The following is a 26,814-nucleotide window of genomic DNA, read 5'->3' as shown; positions in this document are numbered from 1 at the left end:
AGACCGCATGCGCAGCATCACGGATGTCACCCGCATCGCCGGCGTCACGAGCCGCACCCTGCGGCACTACGACGCGATCGGACTCCTGCCGGCGTCCTCGACAACCGCCGCCGGCTACCGCCTGTACGACGACGCCGCGCTCGTGCGCCTGCAGCGCATCCTGCTGCTGCGGGAGCTCGGGCTGCCGCTCTCCGACATCGCTGCCGCGCTCGACCGCGACGCCGACACGGCCACGGCGCTCGAGGTCCACCTCGACGCCATCGAACGCCGGCAGGAGCGGCTGCGGCGACAGGCGGCATCCGTCACCCACACCATCCACGCACTCCGGAGAGGAGAACGGCTCATGGCCGAGAACATGTTCGACGGGTTCGCCCACGAGGAGCACCGCGAGGAGGTCGAGCGGCGCTGGGGCGCGGATGCCTACGCCCGCAGCGACGCGTGGTGGCGCGGCATGAGCGCCGACGATCGCGCCGCGTGGCAGGAGCGCTCCCGCGCGCTGCAGTCCGACTGGCGCGCCGCGGCGATCGCCGGGGAGGATCCGTCCGGCGACGACGCGCAACGCCTCGCCGACCGTCACGTCGCCTGGCTGTGCGCGATTCCCGGCACGCCCGCGGGCGACGGCGGCGACGTGCGCGCCTACGTGCGCGGCCTCGGGGACATGTACGTCGCCGATCCGCGTTTCGCCGCGAACTACGGCGGCGTCGACGGCGCGACGTTCGTGCGCGACGCGCTTCGCATGTGGGCCGATCGCGCCGACACGTGATGCCCGGACACAAAAGGATGCCGCGGCAGAAAGCCGCGGCATCCGCTCTCCTTGGGGGGACGGAGAGTCGACGGCGCGCGCACCCGAAACGCGCGACGTCCGGGGGAAGCGTCAGGCCTTGCGGCCGCCGATGACCCTCAGCAGGAATGCGATGAGCGCGATGACGCCCACGATCAGCGCGACCCACAGCAACCAGCTGAGGGCGGCGTTCAGTCCGCTGACGATCGCCACCACGATGGCGATGACGATGATGAGAACCAGGGCGATGTTCATGGATCCTCCTGTGGGTCGGCGCGAGGGGTCTCCTCGCAGAGGCGCACGACGGCGCACGCCCAGAGTGGCATCACGCCCCGCCCGCCGGCCCAGGCTTGACGACGCCCGCGCCCCGGTGCTAGCGCGGCCGTCGGCGGTGACGGATGCCGCGGCCGCGACCGGCAGCATCCCTCAGTCATACAGAAGGATCGGCGTGCGATACTGACCCCGATACAGACGTGTATCGGCCGGACTCCGGCATCCGTCAACGATCACGAAGGCCGACCGTGTCGCACCTCGCCGTCCTCAGCCTCAAGAACCGCGCTCTGATCGCCCTCGTCACCATCGTCGTGGCGATCTTCGGTGGCATCGCGCTCACGAGCCTCAAGCAGGAGCTCATCCCCTCCGTCGAGTTCCCGCAGCTCGCGATCGTCTCGAGCTACCCCGGGGCGTCGCCCGAGGTCGTCTCGAACGATGTCTCGACCCCGATCGAGACGGCGATCCAGGGGGTGCCCGGTCTCGAGTCCTCGAGTGCGACCAGCACCGCGAACTCGTCGATCGTGCAGGCATCGTTCACGTACGGCACCGACCTGACCACCGCCGAGCAGAAGGTCTCGCTCGCGATCGATCGCATCAAGAGCACGCTGCCCAGCGGCGTCGACCCGAGTGTGGTGACCGCGAGCGTGTCCGACTTCCCCGTCATCCAGGTCGCGGTGTCGGGATACTCCGACGAGGCGGCAGCCCAGGCGCGCCTCGAGTCGGTCATCGCGCCCAAGCTGCAGCAGCTTGCGGGTGTGAACGCCGCCCAGATCGTCGGCGGGCGGGCCCAGCAGGTCACGATCGTCCCCGATCCGGCAAAGCTCGCCGCACACGGCTACACGCAGACCGCCGTCAAGGACGCCCTGTCGCAGAACGGCATCCTCTTCCCCGGCGGAACGATCACCGAGGGCGACCAGACCCTCACGGTGCAGACCGGCACCAAACTGACGTCGGTCGATCAGATCACCGCACTCCCGCTCGTGCCCACGACCGCGCCGCAGTTGCTGAAGGGCGCTGTCACCATCGGCGACGTCGCCACCGTCACGCTCGGCCAGGCGCCGATCACCTCGATTTCCCGAGTGAACGGTGAGCCGTCCCTCACGATCGCGATCACGAAGCTCCCGTCCGCGAACACCGTCGACGTCTCCCGCGAGGTGCGCGACGCGCTGCCGGATCTCACCACCCAGCTCGGCGGCGGCTCGTTCACCGTCGTCTTCGATCAGGCGCCGTTCATCGAGCAGTCGATCCAGTCGCTCGCCGAAGAGGGACTGCTCGGACTCGTGTTCGCGGTCGTGGTGATCCTGCTGTTCCTGCTGTCGGTGCGCTCGACGCTCGTCACGGCCATCTCGATCCCGACGAGCGTGCTCATCACCTTCATCGGCATCCAGGCGTTCGGGTACTCGCTCAACATCCTGACCCTCGGTGCGCTGACGATCGCGATCGGCCGCGTCGTCGACGACTCCATCGTCGTCATCGAGAACATCAAACGTCACTACGTCGGCGATGCCGAGAAGCTCCCCTCGATCATCAAGGCGGTGCGCGAGGTCGCGACCGCGGTGAGCGCCTCGACGCTCACCACCGTGGCCGTCTTCCTGCCGATCGCCTTCGTCGGCGACATCACCGGCGAGCTGTTCCGCCCCTTCGCGCTCACGGTCACCCTGGCGATGGTCGCCTCGCTCTTCGTGGCGCTGACCATCGTGCCGGTGCTGGCGTACTGGTTCCTGCGGCCGGGCAAGCCCGTGACGGATGCCGCGGGCGCCCCGATCGACCCCGAGCACGTGGATGCCCCGCCCACCCGCCTGCAGAAGGCGTACCTGCCGATCATCGGCTGGACGCTGAGGCATTCCTGGGTGACGCTGCTCATCGCCGTGCTCGTGCTGGTCGGCACCGGCGGGCTGGCGCCGCTCATGAAGATCAACTTCTTGGGCGACTCCGGTCAGAACACGCTCACGGTGACGCAGTCGCTCGGCAACGCGGCCAGCCTCGACTCCGAGGACGCCGCAGCGAAACAGGTCGAGCAGGCGCTGAAGGGCGTCAGCGGCGTCCAGACGGTGCAGACCTCGATCGGCTCGAGCGGGTCGTCGTTGCGCGACGCCTTCTCGGGCGGCGGGTCAGGCGTGACCTACTCGATCACCACCGACGCCTCGGTCGATCAGGTCGATCTGCGCACCCGCGTGGAGTCGACGCTGTCGGCGCTTCCGAACGTCGGCACCGTGCAGGTGCAGGCGTCGGGCGGCGGGTTCACGTCGAGCAACATCGAGATCGACATCACCGCACCGGATGAGTCCTCGCTGCAGCAGTCGAGCGACGCGCTCGTGAAGGCCGTGCAGGGGAAGGCGGGCATCGGTCAGATCTCCAGCAACCTGTCCGCCTCGCTGCCCTTCATCGCCGTCACGGTCGACCGTGCGAAGGCCGCCGCGGCCGGGCTCTCCGAGGTCGCGGTCGGGAGCATCGTCTCGAACACCATGCGTCCGCAGCAGGTCGGCACCGTCGAGCTGAACGGAACCGGCGTGAGTGTCTACCTGCAGGCGAGCGACGTGCCCACGACTGTCGATGCGCTCAAGGCGCTGCAGATCCCGACGGCGGCCGGCGAGGTGCGCCTCGACTCGCTCGCCACTGTCGCGCAGAGTCAGGGCCCGGTCTCGATCACGACCGACCGTGGCCAGCGCACCGCGGCGATCACCATCACGCCGTCGACCGACAACCTGGCGACAGCGACCGCGAGCGTCAACACCGCGCTCAAGGACACCGTGCTGCCCAGTGGCGCGACCGCCACGATCGGCGGTGTCGCCTCCGATCAGTCGTCGGCGTTCTCGCAGCTCGGGCTCGCACTGCTCGCGGCCATCCTCATCGTCTACATCGTCATGGTCGCGACCTTCAAGTCGCTGCGTCAGCCGCTGCTGCTGCTGGTGTCGGTGCCGTTCGCCGCGACCGGTGCCATCATCCTGCAGGTCGTCACGGGCGTGCCGCTCGGTGTCGCGTCTCTCATCGGCGTGTTGATGCTCATCGGCATCGTCGTGACGAACGCGATCGTGCTCGTCGACCTCGTCAACCAGTACCGCGAGAAGGGTCTCTCGGCCCACGACGCCGTCATCGCCGGCGGCTCGCGGCGTCTGCGCCCGATCCTCATGACGGCGCTCGCGACGATCTTCGCGCTGACCCCGATGGCGCTCGGCATCACCGGGCACGGCGGGTTCATCTCGCAGCCGCTCGCGATCATCGTGATCGGCGGGCTCGTGTCGTCGACGCTTCTCACCCTGCTCGTGCTGCCGACGCTCTACAACCTCGTCGAGGGTGCCAAGGAGCGTCGTCAGGCGCGTCGGGCGGCGAAGACCTCGGCCGTGGCGGAGGCGAGCCCCGCGCACTGACCGGACGAGTGGCGCGGCGCCGGCTCCGGGAGGATGATCACCCCATGCAGTTCCTGGTGAACGTGGTCGACAGTCGCAGCTCGTCGGCGACGCCTGAGGAGATGGCCGCGATCGACGTCTTCAACCAGACGCTCGTCGACGGCGGCCACTGGGTGTTCGGGGCGGGCCTCGCGCATCCTGCGACATCCGTTCTCATCGACGGTCGCGGCGCCGATCCGGTTCTCGTCGACGGACCTCTCGTTGAGGCGCCCGAGTGGACGTCGGGGTTCTGGATCATCGAGGCGGACGATGAGGATGCCGCGCGCACCCTGATGATCGAGGGTTCACGCGCGTGCAACCGCCGCCTCGAGCTGCGGCCGCTGCTCGGCCCGCCCGCGGACTGAGCGCGACGCGCCGAGCGCAGCAGCGGGCCGGCCGCAGCAGTCGGGACGACGCGGCTCTGCGCGCCGACCCGACTCCGTGCTCACGGTTCGAGCACGACCTTGCCGCGCAGGTGGCCCGCCTTCAGGTGCGCGTAGGCCGCTGTCACCTGATCGAGCGGGTACACCGAATCGATCGGGAAGAGGATCTCGCCCGCAGCGATGCGGCCGGCGAGCTCGGCCAGGTCCTTGTTGTCGGCTTTCGCGCCGCCGACGGAGGAGATGCCGTGCTGCGCCGCGAAGGAGTGCTCCGCGATCGTGTTGATGCGCCCGGTCGGCACGCCGAGCTCGACCGCGGCCTCGAGGGTCGCGCGACCCTGGTTGTCGAGCACCGCGTCGATGCCCTCGGGCGCGAGCTCGCGCAGACGCTCGACGAGTCCGTCTCCGTAGGCGACCGGCTCGATGCCGAGTTCGGTGAGGTAGCCGTGGTTGGCAGGGCTCGCCGTGCCGATCACGCGGGCTCCCGCGAGGCGGACCAGCTGCGCGGCGATGACGCCGACGCCGCCCGCGGCCGCCGAGACGAGCACGGTCTCGCCCGCCTGCGGTGCGACCTGACGGACGCTCGCCACAGCCGTGCGGCCGACGATGTCGAGTCCGCCGGCCTGCGCGACGGTGAGCCCGTCGGGGATCGGGATGACGCTGCCGGCGTCGACGACGACGTACTCGGCCTGCGCGAAGTAGCGGCTGCCGCCGAAGACCGCATCACCGACGGAGACCCCGGTGACACCCTCGCCGACCTGGTCGACGACACCGGCGTAGTCGTTGCCGTTGCCCGACGGCAGCACGATGTGGGCGCCATAGCCGCCCGGCTTGTCCTGCATCACCTCGATGATCTTCCAATCGACGGGGTTGAGTCCCGTCGCCTGCACCTTCACCCGCACCTGTCCGGCGCCCGCCTCGGGCGTGGGGATGTCCCGCACTTCGAGGTCGTCGGTGGCGCCCCAGCTCACGATCTGCACTGACTTCATGGGAGTTCCTTTCCGAGGAGGCCGCAACCGCGCGGCATCCATCGCCATTCCCCCGACGCGCGGGGTGTCGTCATCCGTGGTCACACGACGAGATCGATGCCCCAGACCAATCGCCAGCTCTCACCGGGCGCCAGCCAGCGCAGCCCATCGCCCGAGTTGAGGGCGTCGGCGGGTGCCGTCATCGGCTCGATCGCGATCGCGACGGGGGTGCCGGGGAAACGGTCGGTGGTGAAGGCCTGCAGGTGGGTGAAGCCCTCGCCCGCCCAGAGGTCGACGGTGCGTCCGTCCGGGGCGCGCAGCAGCCCGTGGATGCGCCCCTCGTCGTCGCGCACCGGGTCGGCGTACGCGGTGTCGATGTCGAGGTCGCCGACCCGACGCGGTGTGCGCAGGTCGTGGGCGGCATCGACCGGGGCGGTACCGACGGGCAGCTTGCGGTCGTCGAGCAGATAGCGGGTCGCGGCGTCGATCTCGACGGTCAGGTCGGAGGTCGCGACATCCGAGATCTGCAGGTACGGATGCGTTCCGACGGCGACGGGCGCGTCCTCTCCGCCGACATTGGTGATCTCATGACGTACCTCGATCCCGCGCTCCGCGACGCGATACGTGACGCGCGTGTCGAGGTGGAACGGATAGCCGGTCTGGGGCACGACCGGTGCCCGCAGGGTGACGCTGTCCGGGGCGACCTCGTCGGCTGCATACGTGGCGAAGCGCAGCAGCCCGTGCGAGGCGTTGCCCAGCTGAGGCTCGGAGAGCGCGAGCTGGTAGCTGCGGTCGCGCTGGCTCCAGGCTCCGGCACGCACACGGTTCGGCCACGGCACCAGCACGACCCCGCACGCAGCGGGTGTGGGCAGCTCATCGGGGTAGCCGGGCACGAGATCGACGCCGTCGACCGTCACCGCGCGCAGCGCCGCGCCGACGGGGGCGATGGACGCCGAGACCGCGCCCCGACCGATGTGAAACGGGATGCCCGTGGCCGGCGCAGCACTCATGTCTTCAGCGTAATGCGACGTGCGCTACGATAGAGGGTCGGCTTCGGACACCGCGTGACGCGGTTTTCTTTCTTGTGTGAGTCCTCGGGGCCGATGGTGTGCGCTATTCGGCGCTCATGACCACCATCACTTGAACGGCCCCCGGCCCACGTGCGCCCGGGATGCTCGGCATGAACCGAGCGCTGTTCTCGTGCGTTCAGACACGAGGAAGAAGAACTCACCATGCCCAAGAACAAGAAGCCCGCCGGCGGTCGTCCGGCGAAGAACTTCGACCCGCGCTACGGGTCGAAGACCGGGTTCCAGGACCGCAAGCGCCGCCCCGGCGAGAGCTCGAGCACCACGGCCCGTCCTGGTTCGAAGAGCCCCAACCACCGCGGCTACCGTGCCGAGGAGCAGGCCGCCGAGGCGCCCAAGCGTCGCTGGAGCGCCCAGGAGAAGGCCGGCCGCGACGAGGCTCGCGGCATCCGTCAGCACACCGCCGACGGCGGTCGCGGCTCGTACCGCGACGACCGTCGTTCCTTCGAGGACCGCGGCGAGCGTCGCCCTTACGGCGACCGCGACCAGCGTCCGTCGTACGGCGACCGCACCGATCGTCCCGCCCGCGGCGGAGAGCGTCCGTCGTACCGCGATCGCGGCGACCGCCCCGCGTACGGCGACCGCGGCGACCGTCCCTCCTTCGGCGACCGCGCCGAGCGTCGTCCGTACGGCGAGCGTTCCGAGCGTCCGTCGTACGGTGACCGCGCGGAGCGTCGTCCGGCGCGTGACCGTGACGACCGTCCGTCGTATCGCGACCGCGGCGAGCGTCCCGCGTACGGTCAGCGGTCCGAGCGTCCCGCATACGGCGACCGCGACCAGCGTCCGTCGTACGGTGACCGTGCCGAGCGTCGTCCGGCGCGTGACCGTGACGAGCGTCCCGCTTATGGCGACCGCGGTGACCGGCCCTCCTTCGGCGACCGCGCCGAGCGTCGTCCGTACGGCGAGCGTTCCGAGCGTCCGTCGTACGGTGACCGGGCGGAGCGTCGTCCGGCTCGTGACCGTGACGACCGTCCGTCGTACCGCGACCGCGGCGACCGTCCCTCCTTCGGTGACCGCGACCGCCGCGACGACCGCGCCCCGCGCACGGGTGACCGCCGCGATGCCCGTCCCCGTCGTGACGACGCCCCGAACCGCGCCGACTGGAACGCGAAGCCTGCCCGCTTCGAGGAGCACGTCGACGTCGTGCACGAGCGTCTCGAGGCGCAGGCCGTCGAGGCCGAGACCGTCGAGGGTCAGGGTTTTGCCGAGCTCGGTCTCGGTCAGAACATCGTGAAGGCCCTCGCCGAGCTCGGCGCCGCCGCCCCGTTCGCGATCCAGGCGGCGACGATCGGCCCGATCCTCGCCGGCCGTGACGTGCTGGCCCGCGGTCGCACCGGCTCCGGCAAGACGATCGCGTTCGGCGCGCCGCTCGTCGAGTCGATCCTGCGCGCGCAGGCCGGCAGCAAGCGCGAGTACGGTCGCGCCCCCAAGGCGATCATCCTCGCGCCGACGCGCGAGCTAGCGCTGCAGATCGACCGCACCGTGCAGCCGATCGCCCGCAGCGTCGGCCTGTTCACCACGCAGATCTACGGCGGCGTCCCGCAGGCCCGTCAGGTCGGCGCGCTGAAGAAGGGCGTCGACATCATCATCGGCACCCCGGGCCGCATCGAGGACCTCATCGAGCAGGGTCGTCTCGACCTCTCGGAGGTGAGCATCGCGGTGCTCGACGAGGCCGACCACATGTGCGAGCTCGGATTCGTCGAGCCGGTGCAGCGCATCCTGCGTCGCACCGCCGAGGGCAGTCAGAAGCTGCTCTTCTCGGCGACCCTCGACCGTGAGGTCGCGGCGCTCGTCGACGAGTTCCTCGTCGAGCCCGAGGTCTACGAGGTCGCCGGTGAGACGCAGGAGTCGGGCACGATCGACCACCGCGTGCTCGTGATCGACCACCGCGACAAGGCCGAGGTCGTCACCTCGCTCGTCGACCGTGAGGGCAAGACGCTCGTCTTCGCCCGCACCCGCGCCTACGCCGAGATGCTCGCCGAGAGCTTCGACGACGCCGGCATCCCGGCCGTCGCGCTGCACGGCGACCTCAACCAGGCCAAGCGCACCCGCAACCTGCAGCGTCTGACCGACGGCAAGGTGCGTGTGCTGGTGGCGACGGATGTCGCGGCCCGCGGCATCCACGTCGACGACATCGACCTCGTGGTGCAGGCCGACGCTCCCGACGAGTACAAGACCTACCTGCACCGCTCGGGCCGCACCGGACGCGCGGGTCGCAGCGGCACGGTCGTGACCCTCATCACCCGTCAGCGTCGTCGTCGCATGACGGAGATGCTCGAGCGCGCCGAGATCAACGCGCCCTTCGAGGATGCCCGCCCGGGCGACGACCTCATCGAGGAGCTCGCCGGTCGCCAGCTCGCCGAGGTCGACGCCTGATCCGATGACGCGGGCCCGAGCCGAGCCCCGTCGACGCCTTCGCGGCCGTCCGTCAGAACAGACGGGCGGCCGCGGTCATCTGTGGGGTGGGCACCGCGGAGGCGCCCGTCGTGCGCACCGCGGGCGGGGCGGATGCCGCGCCCCGACGGGTGCGCGTGGGCAGTTCGGTCTCATCCCGCCCGTCAAGTCGATGGGCGCGCAGCAGCGGACGCATCCGTCGCGCGAGCCATTGCCGGTAGGCGGCCGGGGTCGTCGCCGACACCCCGGGGAACAGCCCGCGGTACGACCCGACGAGGTCGGGCCTCTCCCGCGCGAGCCACGAGAAGAACCACGGCTTCACGCCCGGGCGCAGGTGCAGAGCGCCGTAGACGACGCGCGCCGCTCCCGCCTCACGGATACGCCGCAGCGCATCGTCGAGCTGGGCGATCGAGTCGGTGAGGTGGGGGAGCACGGGCATCAGGAACACCGTCGGGCGGAAGCCCGCGTCGGCGGCGGCGCGCACCGTCGCCAGGCGCGCGGCGGCCGTCGGGGTGCCGGGTTCGAGAGCGCTCTGCAGGGCGTCGTCGAACACGGCGATCGAGAACGCGAGTGATACGTCCACCTCGTCGTGCGCGGCGGCGAGCAGCGGGAGGTCGCGGCGCAGCAGCGTGCCCTTGGTGAGGATCGACAGCGGTGTGCCCGAGGAGGCGAGCGCGTCGATGATGCCCGGCATGAGCCGATAGCGCCCCTCCGCCCGCTGATACGGATCGGTGTTGGTGCCGAGGGCGACGTGCTCCCGGCCCCAGCTGCCGCGGCGCACCTCGGCGGCGAGCACCTCCGCGACGTTGATCTTCACGACGATCTGGGTGTCGAAGTCGCGACCGCCGTCGAGGTCGAGATACGTGTGCGTGCCGCGCGCGAAGCAGTAGACGCAGGCGTGACTGCACCCGCGGTAGGGGTTCACCGTCCAGTCGAACGGCATCGCGGATGCCCCCGGCACGTGGTTCAGCGCCGACTTGGCCAGCACCTCGTGGAAGGTGATGCCTGCGAACTCGGGAGTCGTGACGCTGCGCACGATGCCGCCATCGCGGTCGAGGCCCGCGAGGGCCGCGGCATCCGTCTCTCCGACGCGCTGACCGTTCCACCTCATGCGCACAGTCGAACAAAGCATCGATGTTAAGTCAAGTCTGGTGGGGCTCACTATCGTAAATAGATGAGGGGAAGTGAATGCGATGGGTCGCGGCCGCACGCATCGCGGCACACAATGGACTGATGGCCGACGCCCCGCGGATCTCCGCGCTCCGATGGACCGTCACGATCGGCCTGGTCGCGATCGTGGTGGCGTCGGCGTGCGCGTTCGCGGTGCTGCCGCGTCTCGTGGCGCCGCGACACGTGGCCGCTGCGCCCGCCGTCGCTGCCGCTCTCCCCGTCCCGGCACTCACGTCGACGCCCAACCCGGCGCCGCAGCCCTGCGACGACCCGGCGGTCACCGCGGCGCTCGCCGCGCGTGACGACGAGGCCGTCATCACGGCCGTGGGCGGTGGTGCCGCGTTCCGCGACGCCGTGGTCTCCGGAGACGCCCCCTGCATCACCCTCGCCGACGCGAACCACGTCTGGGTCGTCGTCGACAAGGCGCGCCCGCTCGAGCCGCTGTCCTTCGCGCCGGCCGCGCTCGCCAAGGTCGGTGTGCGCCTCGTGAACGGGGCAGGTCAACTGCAGCCGCCCGCCGCTGCCGCCCTCACCACGATGTCGGATGCCGCGGCCGCTGCGGGCGTGGGCAGCCTCGGGGTGGTGAGCGGCTACCGGTCGTACCAGACGCAGGTGAGCACGTACGCGTCGAATGTCGCGAACGGCGGCAAGGCGGCTGCCGATGCGACGAGCGCTCATCCCGGATACAGCGAGCACCAGACCGGGTTCGCGACGGACGTCGTCTCGTGCACCTCTGCCGGATGCGGCACGATGGACGGCTTCGGCACGTCAGCGGCCGGGAAATGGGTGGCCGAGAACGGCTGGCGCTACGGATTCATCGTGCGCTACGAGCCGGGGCAGACGGCGGTGTCGGGGTACGACTCCGAGCCCTGGCACCTGCGCTACATCGGGCCGCAGCTCGCGGCGGCGTACCATGACGGCGGGTTCCACACGCTCGAGGCGTTCTTCGGACTGCCCGCCGCGCCGAACTACCTCGGGTGACCGGTCCGGCCACCCGAGGCATCCGTCATCGCTCGTCGTGTCGATCGCGCCGCGCGGCTCGCGCCAGACGCGTTGCCTCTTCCGCTCGAATCGCGTCGGTCGACACTTCGGACGGACGCTCGCCCTCGTCCCACAGTCGATCCACCGCTGCGGCGGGGGATGTCGTTGCGGCGAGCGAGGCCTCGAGGGCACGCTCATAACGGTTCTGACGACGCTTGAGCCACAGTCCCGCGGTGACGAGCACGATCAGCACCGCGTAACACGTCGCCGCGAATGGATGCAGCACGAGATCGCCCATGTTGCCCTGGCTCAGCTGGAGCGCCTTGCGCAGCTGCTGCTCGCCCATCGGGCCGAGGATGAGGCCGACGATGAGGGGGGCCACCGGGTAGCCGAAGCGCCGCATGACATACCCGAGTGCCCCGACGATCAGAAGGATGAGCACATCGATCGTCGAGAACCTCACCGCGTAGGCGCCGAGGGCGGCGAACGTCAGGATTCCGGCGTAGAGGTACGGACGGGGGATCTGCAGGAGTTTCACCCAGATACCCGCGAGCGGCAGATTCAGCACCAGTAGCAGCACGTTGCCGATGTAGAGGCTCGCGATGAGCGCCCACACCAGGTCGCCCTGCGACTGGAAGAGCTGCGGCCCGGGCTGGATGCCGTACGACTGGAATGCCGTGATGATGATCGCGGCGGTCGCGGTCGTCGGAAGACCGAGTGTCAGGAGCGGGACGAGCACACCGGCGGCGGCGGCGTTGTTGGCTGCCTCGGGGCCGGCGACCCCCTCGATCGCCCCACGTCCGAACTGCTTCTTGTGGCGCGAGAAGCGCTTCTCGGTGGCGTACGACAGGAACGTGGCGACATCGGCGCCGCCCGCCGGGATCGTTCCGATCGGGAAGCCGATCGCGGTGCCGCGCAGCCACGGCTTCCACGATCGGCGCCAGTCCTCGCGGGACATCCAACTGCGCCATCCGCGAGTCACGGGGATGATCGGGATCGGCCCGCTGCGCAGTCTCGCTGCAACGTAGAGCGCCTCGCCGACGGCGAACAGCGCGACCGCGACGAGAACCACACTGATGCCGTCTGAGAGCGCAAGCATGCCCATCGTGTAGCGCGCCTGACCGGTGGTCTGCTCGGTGCCGACGAGGCCGATGAACAGGCCGATGCCGAGAGAGGCGATGCCGCGGGAGACCGACGAACCCAGCAGCGCGCCTACCGTGATGAACGCCACGACGATGAGGGCCACGAAGTCGGCCGGCGCGAGGTTGACCGCGAAGCCGGCGATCACCGGCGCGAAGAGGGTCAGGAGGGCGGTCGCGATGGTGCCGGCGACGAATGAGCCGATGGCGGCAGTCGCGAGCGCTGCTGCTCCCCGACCGAGTTTGGCCATCTTGTTGCCTTCGATCGCCGTGATGACCGACGCCGACTCGCCGGGGGTGTTCAGCAGGATGCTCGTGGTCGAGCCGCCATACATGCCGCCGTAGTAGATGCCTGCGAACGTGATGATCGCGGCGGTGGGCGGCAGTGAGTACGTCAACGGCAGCAGGAGCGCCACCGTCATCGCCGGACCGATGCCGGGGAGTACGCCGACGGCAGTTCCGACGAGCACGCCGATGAACGCGAACAGCAGGTACTCGGGCTGGACGGCCGTGGCGAAGCCCTGCAGGAGGAGGGAGATGTTGTCCATGAGGTTCCTAGAAGAGGGGGCCGGGGCCGTACCAGGCGTCGAATGCCCAGCCGCGGGGGAGGAAGAGCCCGAGGCCCTCGCCGAACAGGATCTGGGTCGCGATGCCCAGAATGAGCCCGGCCGTGAGAGCGATCCACCACTTCTTGGCGCCGAGGCTGAGGGCTGCGCCGCCGAACAGAAGTGCTGCGGTGAGCCACCAGCCGAGAACGTCGAGCAGCAGAACGACGCCGACGAACAGCAGCACGAGCTTCGTGATCGTCCACCAGTCGGTGCGGGCACTCGAATCGATGTCCTCGCCTTCCTCGCGTTGACCGAGGCGGCCGCGGAGTACGCCGATGATAAGTGCGGTGCCGGCTCCGATGAGCAGCGCCGACACGAGATACGGGAAGACGCGCGGGCCCACCTGGGCGCCGGCGGGGGTGCGGATCGCGAAGGCGCCGATCAGCGCGTAGAGGCCGAGGCCGAACACCAGCGCCGCGAACATGAGCTCCCCGATGCGATCCCCGCTCCACCTCCGGGGCGGCGACGCCGCCCCGGAGGTGGGAGTGATGTCCGTCGTCACGACGTGAGTCCGATGTTCTTCAGCGTCGACTGCACGTCGGAGATGTTGGCGGTGAGGAAGGTCGAGAGCTCATCCCCGGTGAGGAACGCGTCCGTCCAGCCCTTGTCCTTGAGCGTCGCCTGCCACGCAGCCGATGCGTGCATGCGGGTGATCAGGTCGACCAGTTGCTGCTTCTGCTCGGCGCTGATACCGCCCGGTGCGAGAAGCCCGCGCCAGTTCGTGTAGACGACGTCGTAGCCCTGCGAGGTCATGGTGGGCGCCGAGGGGATCAAGGCCGCCGGGGCGTCACTGGACACCGCGAGGGCGCGCAGGTCACCGGAGGTGACGTATTCGGCGAATTCGCCGACGCCGGAGATGCCGGCCGATGCGTTCTTGCCGAGAAGCAGCGACACCGCTTCACCGCCGCCGGAGTTGGGCACATAGTTGAGCTTCTCGGTGATGCCCGCCCCGTCGAGGCCTGCGGCCTCGAGCAGCAGCCCCGCGAGGATGTGGTCGGCGCCACCGGCGGAGCCGCCGGTGATGGTGATCTTCTGCCCATCGGCGAGCACCGCGTCGACCAACTCCTTGAGCGTCTGGTACGGCGAATCCTTGGGCACGACGACCACCAGGGGCTCGTCGGTCAGCCGGGCGATCGGTGTCGTGTCCTCGAGTCGGTTCTGCGCCGAGTTCGTCTCCACCGCGCCCACCATGACCAGGCCCGTGACCATGAGGGTGTACGGGTTGCGCTCATTCGCGAGCGAGGCGAGGCCGACCGTGCCTCCGGCGCCGCCCACGTTGTTGACCGGAGCGGCGCCGACCAGCTTGTCGCCGGTGAGAGTCGACGAGATCGCGCGACCGGTCTGGTCCCAGCCGCCGCCAGGATCGGCGGGAACGATGATCTGCACAGATGACGGTCCGGCTGCAGAGCCGCCGCTCGATGCCTGCGGATGGCAGGCCGTCAAGCTGAGGGCGACCGCCGCGAGCAGGGCGGCGGTGGCGAAGCGTGTGCGCATGTGAGGTCGACTCTCCTTCGAGTACGGGGATGCGCCGTCGCATCCCCTCAATGCCACCCGACGTTAGGGGGGTCGATGTGCTCGGGCGCGCTTGCGAAAGTAAGCGAGGGTTCGGAAAGTATTGGTCTCGTGCGCGCCGCCGTCAGCGCCACCCAACGGGCAGAATGTCCTCCATGCACCGAGCAATGTCGCTGAGGCTGCAGTTGCTTCTGCTGCAGGCCGCCATCGTGTGCGTGGTGACGGTCGCGACGGGCGCGGTCGCCATCAGCGTGCAGGAACTGGCCATCAGAGACGCCCATCGTGAGCGCATGGTCGGCGTCGCTCAATCGATCGCCCGTTTGCCCTCGATCCATGACGCCCTCGACTCGCCGAATCCGAGCGCGAAGATCCAGCCGATCGCCGAGGTGCTGCGCGAGTCCTCGCAGCTCGCCTATGTCGTCGTGACGGATGCCGCCGGCATTCGGCTGAGCCATCCGAACCCTGAGCGCATCGGCGAGAAGGTGTCGACCGATCCCTCGGTTCCGCTGTCCGGTGAGGTCTATGTCGGCACGCAGACCGGGACCCTCGGCGAGTCGTGGCGCGTGAAGGTCCCGATCTTTGACGACGCGCAGCGCGTGATCGGAACCGTGTCCGTCGGCATGCTGGAGTCGGCCCTCGCCGCGGACGTGCAGATCTGGCTGCCCTGGCTGCTGGTCGCGGTCGCCGGGTCGACGCTGGTCGGCGTGTTCGGAGCGGCTGGAGTCACCGCCCTCGTTCGCCGGCGCATCTTCCGGCTGGAGCCCCAGCAGATCGCCGAGCTCGTCGACAGCCGGGAGACGATGCTCCACCGTCTCAGTGAGGGTGTCGTCACCGTCGACAGCGACGGCCGTGTCTCGATGGCCAACGACGCCGCAGCACGACTGCTCAACGTCGACGATCTGGTCGGGCGCCCGCTCACCGAGGTGGTCGATGCGCCGATCCTCGCCGTGCTCGAGGAAGGCGAGCCCGACGGGCGACTCGTGCTGGCGGGCGAGCGGGCACTGATCGCCCGCGGCACCGGCACGATCGACGATGACGGCCGGCGCGTGGGCGGCACTCTGCTGCTGAGGGATCACACCGAGCTCCACGCGGCGCTGCGGGAGATGGATGGCGCGCAGTCGCTCACCGACGGACTGCGCGCGCAGGCACACGAGTTCTCCAACTCCCTGCATGTCATCTCCGGACTGCTCGAGATCGGCCAGATCGATGAGGCTCGGGAGTTCGTCGCAAAGAGTCGCTCAGGCGGGGCGCTCGCCGTCGATGAGCCGGCCGCGAACCTCGGCGCGGAACTGGCGGCGCTGCTGTCGGTGAAGCTCGCGCAGGCGCGCGAGCGGGGGCTCGTGATGACGGTGGACGTCGAGGGGACGGTGCCGGGGGAGGCATCCGATGATCTGCGCACGGTGATCGGTAACCTCATCGACAACGCGTTCGACGCGTGTCGTGCCGAGGATCGCGTCGCGGTGGTCGTGCAGGCGGTGTCGGGCGAGGTGCGTGTGAGGGTGGACGATTCGGGCCCCGGCCTCGACGATGAGGTCGCTCGGCGCGCCTTCGACGAAGGGTTCAGCACGAAGGATGTCGCCGGTCGCCGCCGCGGCATCGGCCTCGCTCTCGTCGCGCGGGTCGCGCGGCGTCGCGGTGGCGGGGCCCGGGTGTCGCGGTCTCCCTGGGGCGGGGCGTGCTTCGAGGTCGAGCTACGGGTGCCGATGGCGGTGACCGCACGATGAACGTCCTCCGCGTGCTCATCGTCGACGATGTTCCGGCCGTCGCATCTCTGCACGCCCGGTTCGTGGACGCCCACGGCGGATGTCAGGTCGTGGGCACGGCTGCGACCGGTCCGGAAGCGGTGCGACTGGTGCGCGATCTCGCGCCCGATCTCGTGCTGCTCGACGTGTTCCTCCCCGGTTTCACCGGGCTCGAGGCCCTGCGGGTGCTGCGTTCCGACGGCACGATCGTGCAGCCGGAGGTCATCGCGGTGACGGCGGCCCGTGACGTCGACACCGTGCGAGCGGCTCGCATGCGCGGTGCTCGGCATTACCTGGTGAAGCCGTTCACGGCGGACGATCTTCATGCGCGTATCGACGATGTCCTTGCTGAGCGACGGGTGCCGCGGTCAGTGCGCCCGGGGCTCGACCAGGATTCGGTCGATGCTCTGATGCGACCCGGCGCCAGGCGGCAGCTGCCCAAGGGTTTGAGTGCTCCGACGCTCCTCGTCGTGCGCAGTGCGCTCGCCGAGGCGGGCGAGGCGAGCGCTGCCGAAATCGCGGACCTCGCGGGACTCTCTCGCGTCAGCTGTCGGCGCTACCTCGAGCACCTCGCCGACTCGGGCACCGCGACCCGGTCACTTGACTACGGCACTGCCGGTCGCCCCCGAACGCGGTACCGGATCGCCGCGGAATCCCGCTGCTCCGGCCCGGTTGCGGCATCCCCACAACGCTGACACCGAGTTCCGCAGACGGTGACATGCAATTCCACAATGCCCTGGCCTGCGGCCCGCCTCGCGACCTAGGATCGCAGGGGCGGCGTGGCCACGAGCGCAGCCGCGAGCGGGTATCCCGCCGAAGCGAAGACGGAAGGACTGCGCACATGGAGCGCGACATCTACGACGAGGACCACGAGGCGTTCCGCGACGTCGTCAAGGAGTTCCTCAAGCGGTACGCGACGAACGAGAAGCGCGTGCAGTGGGAGAAGGACGGCGAGATCGACCGCGCGACCATGCTGGCCGCGGGCGAGGCGGGCATCATCGGCCTGTCGGTGCCGGAGGAGTTCGGCGGCGCCGGCATGCTGCAGGACTACCGCTTCCGCTCGATCGTGCTCGAGGAGACGATCGGCGTCGGACAGGGCTCGCTCGCCGGTGCGTTCGGCATCCAGGACGACCTGGCGGTTCCGTACCTCGTGCACATGGGCACACAGGAGCAGAAGGAGAAGTGGCTCCCGCGCATGGCCACCGGCGAGGTGCTCGGTGCGCTTGCGATGACCGAGCCCGGCGCGGGCAGCGACCTGCGCGGCATCAAGACCACCGCGAAGAAGGTCGACGGCGGCTACATCGTCAACGGCGCCAAGACCTTCATCTCCTCGGGCAAGACCGCGGACATCGTCGTCACGTTCGTGAAGACCGGCGAGGGCAACCGTCCCGAGGCCTTCAGCCTGCTGATCCTCGAGAGCGGCATGGAGGGCTTCGACCACGGCAAGAAGCTCGAGAAGATGGGCTTCCACGGGTGGGACACCGCCGAACTCTCGTTCAGCGACGTCTTCGTGCCCGACGAGAACCTCATCGGCGGCAAGGAGGGCCTCGGCTTCATCCAGCTCATGATGAACCTGCCTCTCGAGCGCCTCTCGATCGGTGTCGCGGCGGCCGCCGCGGGCGAGGCCGCGTTCGTCTGGACGCGCGACTACACGCTCAGCCGTGAGGCGTTCGGCCAGTCGATCTCCGACTTCCAGAACACCCGGTTCCGTCTCGCCGACATGGCCACGACCGTCGATGTGATGTGGGCGTACATCGACCGCGCGATGCTGCTCTACAAGGACAAGAAGCTCACGGCCGAGGAGGCCGCGAAGGTGAAGTTCTGGGCGACCGACCGCGAGTGGGAGCTGCTCGACCTCGGCGTGCAGCTGCACGGCGGCTACGGCTACATCACCGAGTACCCGATCGCCCGGGCGTTCCTCGACGCGCGCGTGCACCGCATCTACGGCGGCACGAACGAGATCATGCGCGACATCGTGTCGCGTCAGATCGTCGGCAAGCGCTGACGCTCGGCACGAGGGGGACGGGGCGGATGCCTCGTCCCCCTCGTCATGCGCGGGCAGGAGCCGCCGCCCCGCGGCGTGGGTCTCGGGTCAGGATGCGGCGACGACGACGAAGACCGCGACGGTGAGCACCCAGCCCCCGGCGACCACGGCGGTGTCGAGGCGATGCCAGCGTGCGACCCGCGGCTCGGTGCGAGTCGCGTGGGCGCCGAACGCGCGCGCGTCCATCGCGAGCGCCACGCGTTCCGCGTGGCGGATGGCCCCGGCCAGCAGCGGCACCGCGTAGCCGAATCCCCGCGCGAGCGCGGCGAACGGGCCGGGGGCCGCGGCATCCCTCACCCGGTGCGCGCGCCGGATGACGTCGAGCTCGCGCGCGAACCGGGGCACGAAACGCAGCGCGGCGAGGGCGGCGTAGCCGACGCGGTAGGGCACGCGCAGGTGCTGCACGAGCGCCCGCACGAGGTCCGGTCCGTCGGCCGCCGAGCCCGCGGCGAACAGCAGCGCGGTGATGGCCGCCAGCCGCAGTGCCGTGGCTGCCCCGACGGTGAGCGCGCCGACGGTGAGGTCGCGCCCGGCGATGCCCACCGCGACGCGGGTGTCGGCGACCGTGGCCGGGTCCACCCACAGCGCGAACAGCAGCGCGAGCGCGACGATCGCGACCGGCAGCGCCAGCACGAGCAGAGCGAGCACGCGTGCCGACACGCGCGAGACGATCAGCGCGAGCGCCAGCCCGATGCCGAGGAACACCAGCGGCACCACCAGGTCGCGCGTGAACACGAGCCCGATCGAGGCCGGGATCACCGCGGCGAACAGTGTCAGCGGATCGAGGCCGAGACGCGTGCGGATCACCGTCGGTGCCGACGCGTCGATGAGAGTGACGGTGGTCATCCGGTCACCGCCGTTCCCCGCACGGCGTCGAGATCGGCGAGCCGCATCACACCCGACAGCGCCGGCTGGCCAGGCAGATCGGCGAACGCGACCCGCAACGGCGGCACCCGCAGCCGCGCCCGCCGCACAAGCGGTTCGTCGGCGAACAGCACGGCGGGGGAGGCATCCGCGATCACCCGGCCGCGCTCGATCACGAGCACCCGCTCGGCGTGCTCGGCGACCACCTGCATGTCGTGCGTCACCACGACGACCGTCGTGCCCTGCGCGTGCAGGTCGCCCAGCAGGCGCAGCAGCTCGTCGGCGCGGGCGCGATCCTGCCCGTAGGTCGGCTCGTCGAGCACCAACACGTCGGCGCCCTCGATGAGCGCGGTCGCGACGGACAGGCGCCGCTTCTGGCCCCCCGACAGCAGAAACGGATGCCGCGTCGCGTGCGCCGTCAGATCGAACCGCTCGAGCATGGCGTCGACCCGCTCGGCGACCTCGGCGGCCGAGCGCCCGCGCAGGCTGTGCGCGAGTTCCTCCCGCACCGTCGGTGCCACGAACTGATGCTCGGGGTTCTGGAACACGAAGCCGATGCGCCGGGTGGTGCGTCGGCGCGCGACGTCCGCACCCCGCACGTGGACGGTGCCGCGCGGCGTGCGTCGCACGCCCGCGATCGCCTGCGCGAGCGTCGTCTTGCCGGCGCCGTTGGGGCCGACGATCGCGACGAACTCGCCCGCGGCGATCGTGAGGGAGACGTCGTGCAGCACCTCGTCGCGCCCGTGGCGCAGCGTGAGTCCCGACACTTCGACGGCGTTCGCGGCGGGAGCGGTCGTGGAAGCGTCGGCCGGCGTGCGCGCCGCAGACGACGACAGTGCGTCGGCCGTCGCATCGATCGGCGGGGCCGCCGCGACGGCGGCGCGCAGCTCGGCGGCGGTCAGCGGCATCCGCTCGATCGGAACCCCGGCACGCTGCAGCCGCAGGGCCGCCAGGGTGACCGCGGGAAGCCAGACACCCAGGGCGTCGAGCTCGGCGGCGCGGGCGCGCAGCACGTCGTCGACCGTGCCGTCGGCGACCGTACGACCGGTGGCGTCGAGCACGACCACGCGGTGGGCCACCTCGACCAGCTCGTCGAGATCGTGCTCGATCACGACGATCGCGTGATCGCCGGCCGACGCCAGGTCGCGCAGGGCGGCAAACACCTCGGCGGCGCCGGCCGGATCGAGGTTCGCGGTCGGCTCGTCGAGCACGATCGCGGGGGTGCCCATTGCGAGGGCCGCGGCGATCGCGAGCCGCTGCCGACCGCCTCCGGAGAGGATGTCGGGGTCGTCGTCACGGCGCTCCCACAGGTCGAGTCGCCGCAGGGCCGCCTCGACGCGCGTCGCGATCTCGGCGAGCGGGACGCGCAGGTTCTCGGGGCCGAAGGCGACCTCGTCGCGCACGCGGGCGGTCACGATCTGCGCATCCGGGTCCTGGAAGACCAGCGCGACCCGCGACGACAGCTCGGCGACGGTCGACGCGGATGCCGCGGCATCCCCGATCACGACGTCCCCCGTCACCTCGGCGTCGAGGTGGTGCGGGATGAGTCCGTTGAGGGTGAGCGCGAACGTCGACTTTCCCGACCCGCTCGGCCCGAGCAGCAGCACCACCTCGCCAGGGTGAGCGCTCAAGCTCGCGCCCGCGGGCACCGGCGTGTCGGCGTCGATGTGGCGCACGGCGACGCCGTTCGCGTGGATGACGGGAGCAGGGGACACGAGACCTCGACCGACGGAAGTGAGCATCACCTAACCTACCCGGCTGCCCGCGGGAGGATCCTGTCAGCGACGGGCGGCGACTCCCGCGCTGCGCAGCCGGGCGCCGACGGCGAGACCGACGGCCGTCCACGCGACGGGGCCGAGCACGCTGATCGTGAGGTACGCCGCCTGAACCCACGGCGCGAAGCTCCCGAGGTCGACGATGAGCGCGACGACGACGGCGATGATCGCACCGACGATGACCGCGGACACGAAGAAGCGCCATGGAGCCCACGACCGGTACCGGGTGAGGGCGGCGACGCCCTCCTGGATGCCGCCGATGAGCAGGGCGGTGCCGATGTAGCGACCCGCCCACTGCGGGCTGGTGGCGCTGGCGACGAGCGCCGCGAGCACGTGCGCGAGCAGCGCCACCCAGGGCAGCCGCACGACCTCCTGCGCGATGATGCCGGGCAGCACGTGCACGCCGAGCACCAGGCCGTAGAGCATCGGTGCGGTCGCGATGACGATCGGGGTGATCCATCCGGCGATGCCCCCGAGGAGCCCGGTGGCGACGCCGATCGCGGCGCAGATCAGCAGGACACGGGTGGAGAGGGCGGATGGTCGGGCGGCCACCTGCTCAGCGTAGCGACGCGTTCTCGTGAGAGTTCTCTCATGAACCGTGGATATGTGTTCGTTGAGAATTCGCTGTGAGGTACGTTCGGGCCCACGCGGCCTCCGGGCCGTGGCACGTGTTCCGACATCCCCCCACGAATGGAGCGCAGTACATGGCACACCTCCGCCTGAAAGCTGCGGCGGCCGTCACCCTGGCCGCACTGATCGTCAGCGGCTCGGCCGCGGCGAGCACCGCAGCCGAGCCCGGCCCCGCCGCGCCCACCCCTCTCGATCTGCCCGGCGGCCGCTACATCGTGCTGCTCGACGAGAAGCCCCTCGCCACCTACGAAGGGGGCGAGCCCGGCCTCGCCCCCACCAAGGCGAAGGAGGGCGAACGGCTCGACGCGGCCTCACCGCAGGCGAAGCAGTACTCGCGGTTCCTCCAGAACCGGCAGAAGGATGTCGCCTCCAGCGCCGGAGTGACACCCGACACGACCTACCAGATCACCCTCAACGGCTTCAGCGCGAACCTCAGCGGCGCGCAGGCGTCGAAGCTCAAGGGCACGAAGGGGGTGCTCGGCGTCTACGCCGACGAAGTGCGGCATCCCGATGCCGTCCCGTCGACCCAGTTCCTCGGTCTCGAGGGCGCGGGCGGAGTGTGGGAGGGCGTCGGCGGCATCGACAAGGCCGGCGCGGGCATCGTCGTCGGCGTCGTCGACACCGGCATCTCGCCCGAGAACCCGTCGTTCGCGGGCGACCCGCTGTCGACGACCCCGAGCGACACGCAGCCCTACCTCGCCGCCGGCACCGACGCCGACGGCGCCGCCGTCACGCAGGTGGTCTACAAGAAGTCCGACGGCGGAGAGTTCCGCAGCACGGTCGTCGACAAGCCGGGAGCCGGCAAGGACGCCTGGAGTGCCGCGCAGTACTCGACCAAGCTCGTCGGCGCGCAGTACTTCAGCGAGGGCGCCGCCGCCACCGGGTTCTCGTTCGCCTACGACTACCTGTCGCCGCGCGACGGCGCCGGTCACGGCTCCCACACGGCCTCGACCGCTGCGGGCAACAACGGGGTCGACGCAACCGTGGAGGGCGTCGACTTCGGCGCGATCTCGGGTGTCGCCCCGGCCGCCAAGGTCGCCGCCTACAAGGCCTGCTACGACGGCCCCGATCCGCTCGTCACGACCGACGACATCTGCGCCCTGAGCGACCTGCTCGGCGCGATCGATCAGGCGACGGCCGACGGCGTCGACGTCATCAACTACTCGATCGGCGGCGGGTCGGCGACATCCGTTCTGCAGCCCGATGACATCTCGTTCTACAACGCGGCCGCCGCGGGCGTGTTCGTCTCGGTCAGCGCCGGCAATTCGGGACCGGATGCCTCGACCGCCGACCACGCGTCGCCCTGGTACACGACCGTCGCCGCCTCGACCATCCCGACCTGGGAGGGCACCGTCGAACTTCCGAACGGCTTCCAGAAGGCCGGCGCCTCGGTGAGTGTTCCGTTCGGTGAGCGGGTCGCCGGCCCCGTCGTCTACTCCGGCGACGTGGCGCTCGCCGGCAACGCCAACGCACCGCTGTGCTACCTCGGCTCGCTCGACCCGGCGAAGGTCGCCGGCAAGATCGTCGTCTGCGACCGCGGTTCGAACGCCCGCGTCGAAAAGTCGCAGGCGGTCAAGGAGGCCGGCGGCATCGGCATGATCCTCGTGAACGTCACGCCGGGCTCGCTCGACAACGACTTCCACAGCGTGCCGACCGTGCACCTCCCCGACACCGATCGCGCGGCTCTGCTCGACTATGTGCGCGGCACGGCGGACGCGACGGCGACACTGATCGGCGAGAACGTGACCGGCGTCGAGACACCCACCCCGCAGGTGGCCGGATTCTCGAGCCGTGGCCCGATGCTCGCCGACGGCAGCGACGTCATCAAGCCCGACATCTCGGCGCCCGGCGTCGCGATCCTCGCGGCCACGAACAACGCGCCGGGCGCCGACCCCACGTTCGGCATCCTGTCGGGCACGTCGATGGCGGCGCCCCACATCGCGGGGCTCGCGGCGCTCTACCTCGGTGAGCGACCGAACGCGACGCCCGCCGAGATCAAGTCGGCCATGATGACGACGTCCTATGACACGAAGGATGCCGCGGGCGCCGCGGTGACCGATCCGTTCACGCAGGGCGCCGGCCACGTCGACCCGACCGCGTACTTCTCGCCGAGCCTGCTGTACCTGAACGGACCGGCGGACTGGGCGGCCTACCTGCAGGGCCTCGGGCTGCACGACTTCGGCGTCTCGCCGATCGACGCGAGCGACCTCAACCTCGCCTCCATCGGGATCGGCTCGCTGGCCGGCTCGCAGACGGTGACCCGCACGATCACGGCCACCGAGGACGCCACGTTCACCGCGAACGTCGACCTCCCCGGCTTCGACGTCACGGTCTCGCCGTCGACGGTGAGCCTGAAGGCGGGCGAGAAGGCCGACGTGAAGATCACGGTGACCCGCACGGACGCCCCCGTCGAGAAGTGGACCCACGGGTTCCTGACGTGGACGGGTGGCACGCACGCCGCCCGCTCGCCGATCGCGGTGTACCCGGTCTCGGTCGATGCCCCGGCATCGGTGTCCGGCACAGGAATCTCGGGCACCGCCGACGTGACGGTGACCCCGGCGGTGACCGGCGACCTCGACCTCGGCGTCTCCGGCCTCGCCCCGGCGACTCTGCTGACCGACCCCGACCTGGCCGCCGTGCCCGGTCACTCCGGTGACCAGGACACCTTCTCGGAGGAGGACGGCCAGTACAACGCCTACATGGTGGTGGATGTCCCGCAGGGGTCGACGTATGCCCGGTTCGACGTCGACTCCTCGGACGACACCGGGTCCGACCTCGACCTGACGGTCTACCGGGTGGTGTCGCCGACCGACTGGCGTTACTACGAGAACTGGTCATCGGCGACGTCGTCGGCCGACGAGTCCGTCGCGCTCATCGCGCCGACGGCGGGCACCTACCTCGTGCAGGTCAACCGCTATGCCTTCACGTCGCCGTTCACGTGGGACGCGACGGCCGCGGTCGTCGGCTCGGGCGCGGGAGTCGGCTCGCTGACCGCCTCGCCGGTCCCGCTGCCGACGACGAGCGGGCAGCCCGCGACCTACACGCTCAACTGGTCGGGGCTCGACGCGTCCACCCGCTACTTCGGGATCGTGCGCTACGGCGACTCGGCGGCGACGACGGTGCTCACGGTCGACAGCGGTGCGGCCGCTCCGGTCGCCACCGCCCCGCCGACCGTCACGGGCACGCCGAAGGTGGGCAGCACTCTCACCGCGACGGGCGGCACCTGGAATCCCGCGGACGTGACGCTCGCCTATCAGTGGCTGCGCGACGGCTCACCGATCGACGGCGCGACCGGCACGACGTACAAGGTCACCAAGGCCGACGCGGGCACGACGCTGTCGGTCAGGGTGACCGCGACTGCCGCCTCCTCGCCCAACGCCGGCACGGCGGACAGCGCCGACGTCGTCGTGAAGGCGTCCTCGTCGCTGAGCGTCACCGTGAACCCGTACCTCGGGCGCACGTCGACCACCTTCGTGGTGAACCTCGCGGTGAAGCCGTCCCACGGTCCCGCGGCGACCGGCGCCGTCACGGTGTGGGTCGACGGCCGGAAGTACACGGCCGACCTCGCCGACGGGAAGGCGTCGATCACCCTGCCGAAGCAGTCCCGCGGTGTGCACTTGATCGTCGCCCAATACGGCGGCAGTGCGGTGCTCGACGGGTCGTTCGGGGCATCCGGGTTCCTGGTGTTCTGACACCCGACCAGGTGGACGAGGGCGTCTCGGCTCCGGCCGGGGCGCCCTCGGCGCTCGTCAGACCCGGCGGCGCCGGGTGGTGAGCCGAACACCCGGCAGCGGCGGGGCGGGGATCCGCTCATCGCCGTGGTCGACAACGCGGCCGAAGCGCTCGGCCCCCGCCTCCCAGGAGTCCCGGGCGGCGACGATCTCCTCGTGCGTGCGCGCGACGAAGTTCCACCACATCACGATGTCGTCCTCGAACGGCTCGCCACCGAGCAGGAACAGCGTCGCGCCGCCGTCGGTGCTCACCTCGATCTCGTCCCGGTCGGTGCCGAGGTAGATCAGGTCGCCCACCCCGAGCGACGCGGGGGTCGCCGGCGTCGTGTCGGTCTGCACGGCGAGATCGCCGTCGACGGCGAGCACAGCGTGCTCCCAGGCGGCATCCACCGGCAACGCGACCCGCGAGCCCGGCGCAAGATGCACCTCGGCGCCCACGAGCGGGCTGTAGGCGGTGGCCGGCGAGGTCACTCCGGCGAAGGACCCCATCACGACCAAGCCGACGGCGGGCTCTCCAACGGTCGCCGCGAGCGTCACTTCGGGTAGTCGTTCGTGACGTTCGAACGCTGCCTCGCCGTGCCGCCGCGCCTCGGGAAGCGCCACCCACAGCTGGAGTGCGTCGAGCGGGATCGGGCCGTCGCCCACCGAGTACTCCGAATGCGCGACGCCGGCGCCCGCGGTCATGAGGTTGAGCTGTCCGCGCGTGATGACCACGTCGCTCGAGACCGAGTCGCGGTGCCGCACGCGGCCCTCGAACGGCCACGTCACCGTCTGCAGCCCGATGTGCGGATGGGGTTCGACGCGCATCGTGGTCGTCTGCGGGCCGAATCGGTCGAGGAAGCACCACGCGCCGACCATCGGCAGGTCCCGCTGCGGCAGCGCTCGGGTGACGGTCATGCCGCGCACACCGCCGAGCGGAACATCGCGCGAGCCGAGCACCAGCGCGCGGGGGCCGACGCGTCGGACGGATGCCGCGACATCCGTCTCGTCGTCGGTCATGACCGCACCTCGGGCCATGCGATCACGAGACCGGCGACCTCTGTCCGCTCGAGGTAGCGCACCACAAACGGGCACAGAGGGACGATCGTGGTGCCGCGGGCGGCCTCGTCGGCCAGGGCCGCGCTCACGAGCACCGAGCCGAGTCCCCGACCGCCGAACGCCGGGTCGACCACCGTGTGCGGATAGACCGCGCGGCCGTCGTCGTCGATCTCGAACACCGTGAACCCCGCGATCGCGCCGTCGACGGTGACCTCGTACCGCCCGGCCTCATCGTTGCGCGTCACGGTGATCTGCTCGTCCTGCGGGGGCATGCGGCATCCTCTCGTCGACAGGTCCAACGTAGGCCGCGAGG

General features: G+C 70.5%; 21 protein-coding genes. 9 read left to right on the top strand and 12 right to left on the bottom strand.

Going from position 1 to position 26,814, the window contains the following annotated elements:
• The first annotated feature begins 7 nt into the window (after positions 1 to 7).
• Positions 8 to 763, top strand: coding sequence for a MerR family transcriptional regulator (locus FFS51_RS00625; protein ID WP_137877188.1), 756 nt, complete (start codon positions 8 to 10; stop codon positions 761 to 763).
• Positions 764 to 874: 111 nt separating this feature from the next.
• On the opposite strand, the gene FFS51_RS14600 is transcribed toward FFS51_RS00625, so the two are convergent.
• Entirely contained in the window at positions 875 to 1,036 is a 162-nt protein-coding gene (locus FFS51_RS14600; RefSeq protein WP_048809092.1) for a hypothetical protein, read from the bottom strand.
• Positions 1,037 to 1,302: 266 nt separating this feature from the next.
• Here FFS51_RS14600 and FFS51_RS00620 point away from each other — a divergent pair, with 266 nt between their 5' ends.
• Together FFS51_RS00620 and FFS51_RS00615 are read left to right on the top strand one after the other, a co-directional pair.
• Positions 1,303 to 4,422: an efflux RND transporter permease subunit gene (locus FFS51_RS00620; protein ID WP_137877187.1), complete on the top strand. Its 3,120-nt coding sequence runs from the start codon at positions 1,303 to 1,305 to the stop codon at positions 4,420 to 4,422.
• 44 nt (positions 4,423 to 4,466) lie between these two features.
• The gene (locus tag FFS51_RS00615) at positions 4,467 to 4,805 is read left to right on the top strand and encodes a YciI family protein (RefSeq protein WP_137877186.1); all 339 of its coding nucleotides are present in this window, start codon (positions 4,467 to 4,469) and stop codon (positions 4,803 to 4,805) included.
• 80 nt (positions 4,806 to 4,885) lie between these two features.
• Here FFS51_RS00615 and FFS51_RS00610 read toward each other — a convergent pair whose 3' ends face one another.
• Entirely contained in the window at positions 4,886 to 5,809 is a 924-nt protein-coding gene (locus FFS51_RS00610) for an NADP-dependent oxidoreductase (RefSeq protein ID WP_137877185.1), read from the bottom strand.
• Between the two features lie 80 nt (positions 5,810 to 5,889).
• Complete coding sequence (locus FFS51_RS00605; protein WP_137877184.1) at positions 5,890 to 6,798, bottom strand: aldose 1-epimerase family protein; 909 nt, start codon at positions 6,796 to 6,798, stop codon at positions 5,890 to 5,892.
• A 222-nt stretch (positions 6,799 to 7,020) separates the two neighbouring features.
• Here FFS51_RS00605 and FFS51_RS00600 point away from each other — a divergent pair, with 222 nt between their 5' ends.
• On the top strand, positions 7,021 to 9,249 hold the full coding sequence (locus FFS51_RS00600) for a DEAD/DEAH box helicase (RefSeq protein ID WP_137877183.1): 2,229 nt from the start codon (positions 7,021 to 7,023) through the stop codon (positions 9,247 to 9,249).
• 52 nt (positions 9,250 to 9,301) lie between these two features.
• Here the strand turns inward: FFS51_RS00600 and FFS51_RS00595 are convergent, their stop codons facing one another.
• Complete coding sequence (locus FFS51_RS00595; protein ID WP_137877182.1) at positions 9,302 to 10,378, bottom strand: Rv2578c family radical SAM protein; 1,077 nt, start codon at positions 10,376 to 10,378, stop codon at positions 9,302 to 9,304.
• A gap of 122 nt (positions 10,379 to 10,500) precedes the next feature.
• Here FFS51_RS00595 and FFS51_RS00590 point away from each other — a divergent pair, with 122 nt between their 5' ends.
• Positions 10,501 to 11,418, top strand: coding sequence for a M15 family metallopeptidase (locus tag FFS51_RS00590; protein ID WP_249352610.1), 918 nt, complete (start codon positions 10,501 to 10,503; stop codon positions 11,416 to 11,418).
• 25 nt (positions 11,419 to 11,443) lie between these two features.
• Here FFS51_RS00590 and FFS51_RS00585 read toward each other — a convergent pair whose 3' ends face one another.
• Genes FFS51_RS00585 through FFS51_RS00575 form a run of 3 tightly spaced genes read right to left on the bottom strand, consistent with a single transcriptional unit; the run spans position 11,444 to position 14,659 of the window.
• Positions 11,444 to 13,105: a tripartite tricarboxylate transporter permease gene (locus FFS51_RS00585; protein WP_048809089.1), complete on the bottom strand. Its 1,662-nt coding sequence runs from the start codon at positions 13,103 to 13,105 to the stop codon at positions 11,444 to 11,446.
• Positions 13,106 to 13,112: 7 nt separating this feature from the next.
• Positions 13,113 to 13,667, bottom strand: coding sequence for a tripartite tricarboxylate transporter TctB family protein (locus tag FFS51_RS00580; protein WP_249352609.1), 555 nt, complete (start codon positions 13,665 to 13,667; stop codon positions 13,113 to 13,115).
• Positions 13,664 to 14,659, bottom strand: coding sequence for a Bug family tripartite tricarboxylate transporter substrate binding protein (locus FFS51_RS00575; protein WP_045247538.1), 996 nt, complete (start codon positions 14,657 to 14,659; stop codon positions 13,664 to 13,666). The genes FFS51_RS00580 and FFS51_RS00575 overlap by 4 nt, the downstream gene beginning before the upstream one ends.
• 173 nt (positions 14,660 to 14,832) lie before the next feature.
• Here FFS51_RS00575 and FFS51_RS00570 point away from each other — a divergent pair, with 173 nt between their 5' ends.
• The 3 genes from FFS51_RS00570 (at position 14,833) to FFS51_RS00560 (ending at position 18,424) form a co-directional block, all read left to right on the top strand.
• Entirely contained in the window at positions 14,833 to 16,401 is a 1,569-nt protein-coding gene (locus FFS51_RS00570; RefSeq protein WP_212742758.1) for an ATP-binding protein, read from the top strand.
• A complete protein-coding gene (locus FFS51_RS00565) occupies positions 16,398 to 17,114 on the top strand; it encodes a response regulator (RefSeq protein ID WP_137877179.1) in 717 nt (238 codons plus the stop codon). The genes FFS51_RS00570 and FFS51_RS00565 overlap by 4 nt, the downstream gene beginning before the upstream one ends.
• Positions 17,115 to 17,260: 146 nt before the next feature.
• Positions 17,261 to 18,424, top strand: coding sequence for an acyl-CoA dehydrogenase family protein (locus tag FFS51_RS00560; RefSeq protein WP_045247535.1), 1,164 nt, complete (start codon positions 17,261 to 17,263; stop codon positions 18,422 to 18,424).
• 87 nt (positions 18,425 to 18,511) lie between these two features.
• On the opposite strand, the gene FFS51_RS00555 is transcribed toward FFS51_RS00560, so the two are convergent.
• From FFS51_RS00555 to FFS51_RS00545, 3 genes are read right to left on the bottom strand one after another with little or no spacing between them, the layout of a single operon-like run.
• Entirely contained in the window at positions 18,512 to 19,309 is a 798-nt protein-coding gene (locus FFS51_RS00555; RefSeq protein ID WP_137877178.1) for an energy-coupling factor transporter transmembrane component T family protein, read from the bottom strand.
• Positions 19,306 to 21,069: an ABC transporter ATP-binding protein gene (locus FFS51_RS00550; protein ID WP_137877177.1), complete on the bottom strand. Its 1,764-nt coding sequence runs from the start codon at positions 21,067 to 21,069 to the stop codon at positions 19,306 to 19,308. The genes FFS51_RS00555 and FFS51_RS00550 overlap by 4 nt, the downstream gene beginning before the upstream one ends.
• 36 nt (positions 21,070 to 21,105) lie before the next feature.
• Complete coding sequence (locus FFS51_RS00545; protein WP_045247532.1) at positions 21,106 to 21,654, bottom strand: ECF transporter S component; 549 nt, start codon at positions 21,652 to 21,654, stop codon at positions 21,106 to 21,108.
• Between the two features lie 152 nt (positions 21,655 to 21,806).
• Between FFS51_RS00545 and FFS51_RS00540 the strand changes: the two genes are divergently transcribed.
• Entirely contained in the window at positions 21,807 to 25,424 is a 3,618-nt protein-coding gene (locus FFS51_RS00540; protein ID WP_137877176.1) for a S8 family serine peptidase, read from the top strand.
• 57 nt (positions 25,425 to 25,481) lie between these two features.
• On the opposite strand, the gene FFS51_RS00535 is transcribed toward FFS51_RS00540, so the two are convergent.
• A complete protein-coding gene (locus FFS51_RS00535) occupies positions 25,482 to 26,462 on the bottom strand; it encodes a pirin family protein (protein ID WP_137877175.1) in 981 nt (326 codons plus the stop codon).
• A complete protein-coding gene (locus FFS51_RS00530) occupies positions 26,459 to 26,773 on the bottom strand; it encodes a GNAT family N-acetyltransferase (RefSeq protein ID WP_045247529.1) in 315 nt (104 codons plus the stop codon). The genes FFS51_RS00535 and FFS51_RS00530 overlap by 4 nt, the downstream gene beginning before the upstream one ends.
• Positions 26,774 to 26,814 lie beyond the last annotated feature (41 nt).

This window comes from Microbacterium sp. 4NA327F11, from assembly GCF_005503465.1.
Taxonomy (GTDB): Bacteria; Actinomycetota; Actinomycetes; order Actinomycetales; family Microbacteriaceae; genus Microbacterium; species Microbacterium ginsengisoli.
Note: the sequence above shows the minus strand (reverse complement) of the source record. Positions and strands in the feature narration are given on the sequence as shown.

Bases quoted from the DNA above. Each gene is read 5' to 3' on its own strand.
- FFS51_RS00625 (WP_137877188.1), top strand. From the start codon at position 8: ATGCGCAGCATCACGGATGTCACCCGCATCGCCGGCGTCACGAGCCGC.
- FFS51_RS14600 (WP_048809092.1), bottom strand. From the start codon at position 1,036: ATGAACATCGCCCTGGTTCTCATCATCGTCATCGCCATCGTGGTGGCG.
- FFS51_RS00615 (WP_137877186.1), top strand. From the start codon at position 4,467: ATGCAGTTCCTGGTGAACGTGGTCGACAGTCGCAGCTCGTCGGCGACG.
- FFS51_RS00610 (WP_137877185.1), bottom strand. From the start codon at position 5,809: ATGAAGTCAGTGCAGATCGTGAGCTGGGGCGCCACCGACGACCTCGAA.
- FFS51_RS00605 (WP_137877184.1), bottom strand. From the start codon at position 6,798: ATGAGTGCTGCGCCGGCCACGGGCATCCCGTTTCACATCGGTCGGGGC.
- FFS51_RS00600 (WP_137877183.1), top strand. From the start codon at position 7,021: ATGCCCAAGAACAAGAAGCCCGCCGGCGGTCGTCCGGCGAAGAACTTC.
- FFS51_RS00595 (WP_137877182.1), bottom strand. From the start codon at position 10,378: ATGAGGTGGAACGGTCAGCGCGTCGGAGAGACGGATGCCGCGGCCCTC.
- FFS51_RS00590 (WP_249352610.1), top strand. From the start codon at position 10,501: ATGGCCGACGCCCCGCGGATCTCCGCGCTCCGATGGACCGTCACGATC.
- FFS51_RS00585 (WP_048809089.1), bottom strand. From the start codon at position 13,105: ATGGACAACATCTCCCTCCTCCTGCAGGGCTTCGCCACGGCCGTCCAG.
- FFS51_RS00575 (WP_045247538.1), bottom strand. From the start codon at position 14,659: ATGCGCACACGCTTCGCCACCGCCGCCCTGCTCGCGGCGGTCGCCCTC.
- FFS51_RS00570 (WP_212742758.1), top strand. From the start codon at position 14,833: ATGCACCGAGCAATGTCGCTGAGGCTGCAGTTGCTTCTGCTGCAGGCC.
- FFS51_RS00565 (WP_137877179.1), top strand. From the start codon at position 16,398: ATGAACGTCCTCCGCGTGCTCATCGTCGACGATGTTCCGGCCGTCGCA.
- FFS51_RS00560 (WP_045247535.1), top strand. From the start codon at position 17,261: ATGGAGCGCGACATCTACGACGAGGACCACGAGGCGTTCCGCGACGTC.
- FFS51_RS00555 (WP_137877178.1), bottom strand. From the start codon at position 19,309: ATGACCACCGTCACTCTCATCGACGCGTCGGCACCGACGGTGATCCGC.
- FFS51_RS00550 (WP_137877177.1), bottom strand. From the start codon at position 21,069: ATGCTCACTTCCGTCGGTCGAGGTCTCGTGTCCCCTGCTCCCGTCATC.
- FFS51_RS00540 (WP_137877176.1), top strand. From the start codon at position 21,807: ATGGCACACCTCCGCCTGAAAGCTGCGGCGGCCGTCACCCTGGCCGCA.
- FFS51_RS00535 (WP_137877175.1), bottom strand. From the start codon at position 26,462: ATGACCGACGACGAGACGGATGTCGCGGCATCCGTCCGACGCGTCGGC.
- FFS51_RS00530 (WP_045247529.1), bottom strand. From the start codon at position 26,773: ATGCCCCCGCAGGACGAGCAGATCACCGTGACGCGCAACGATGAGGCC.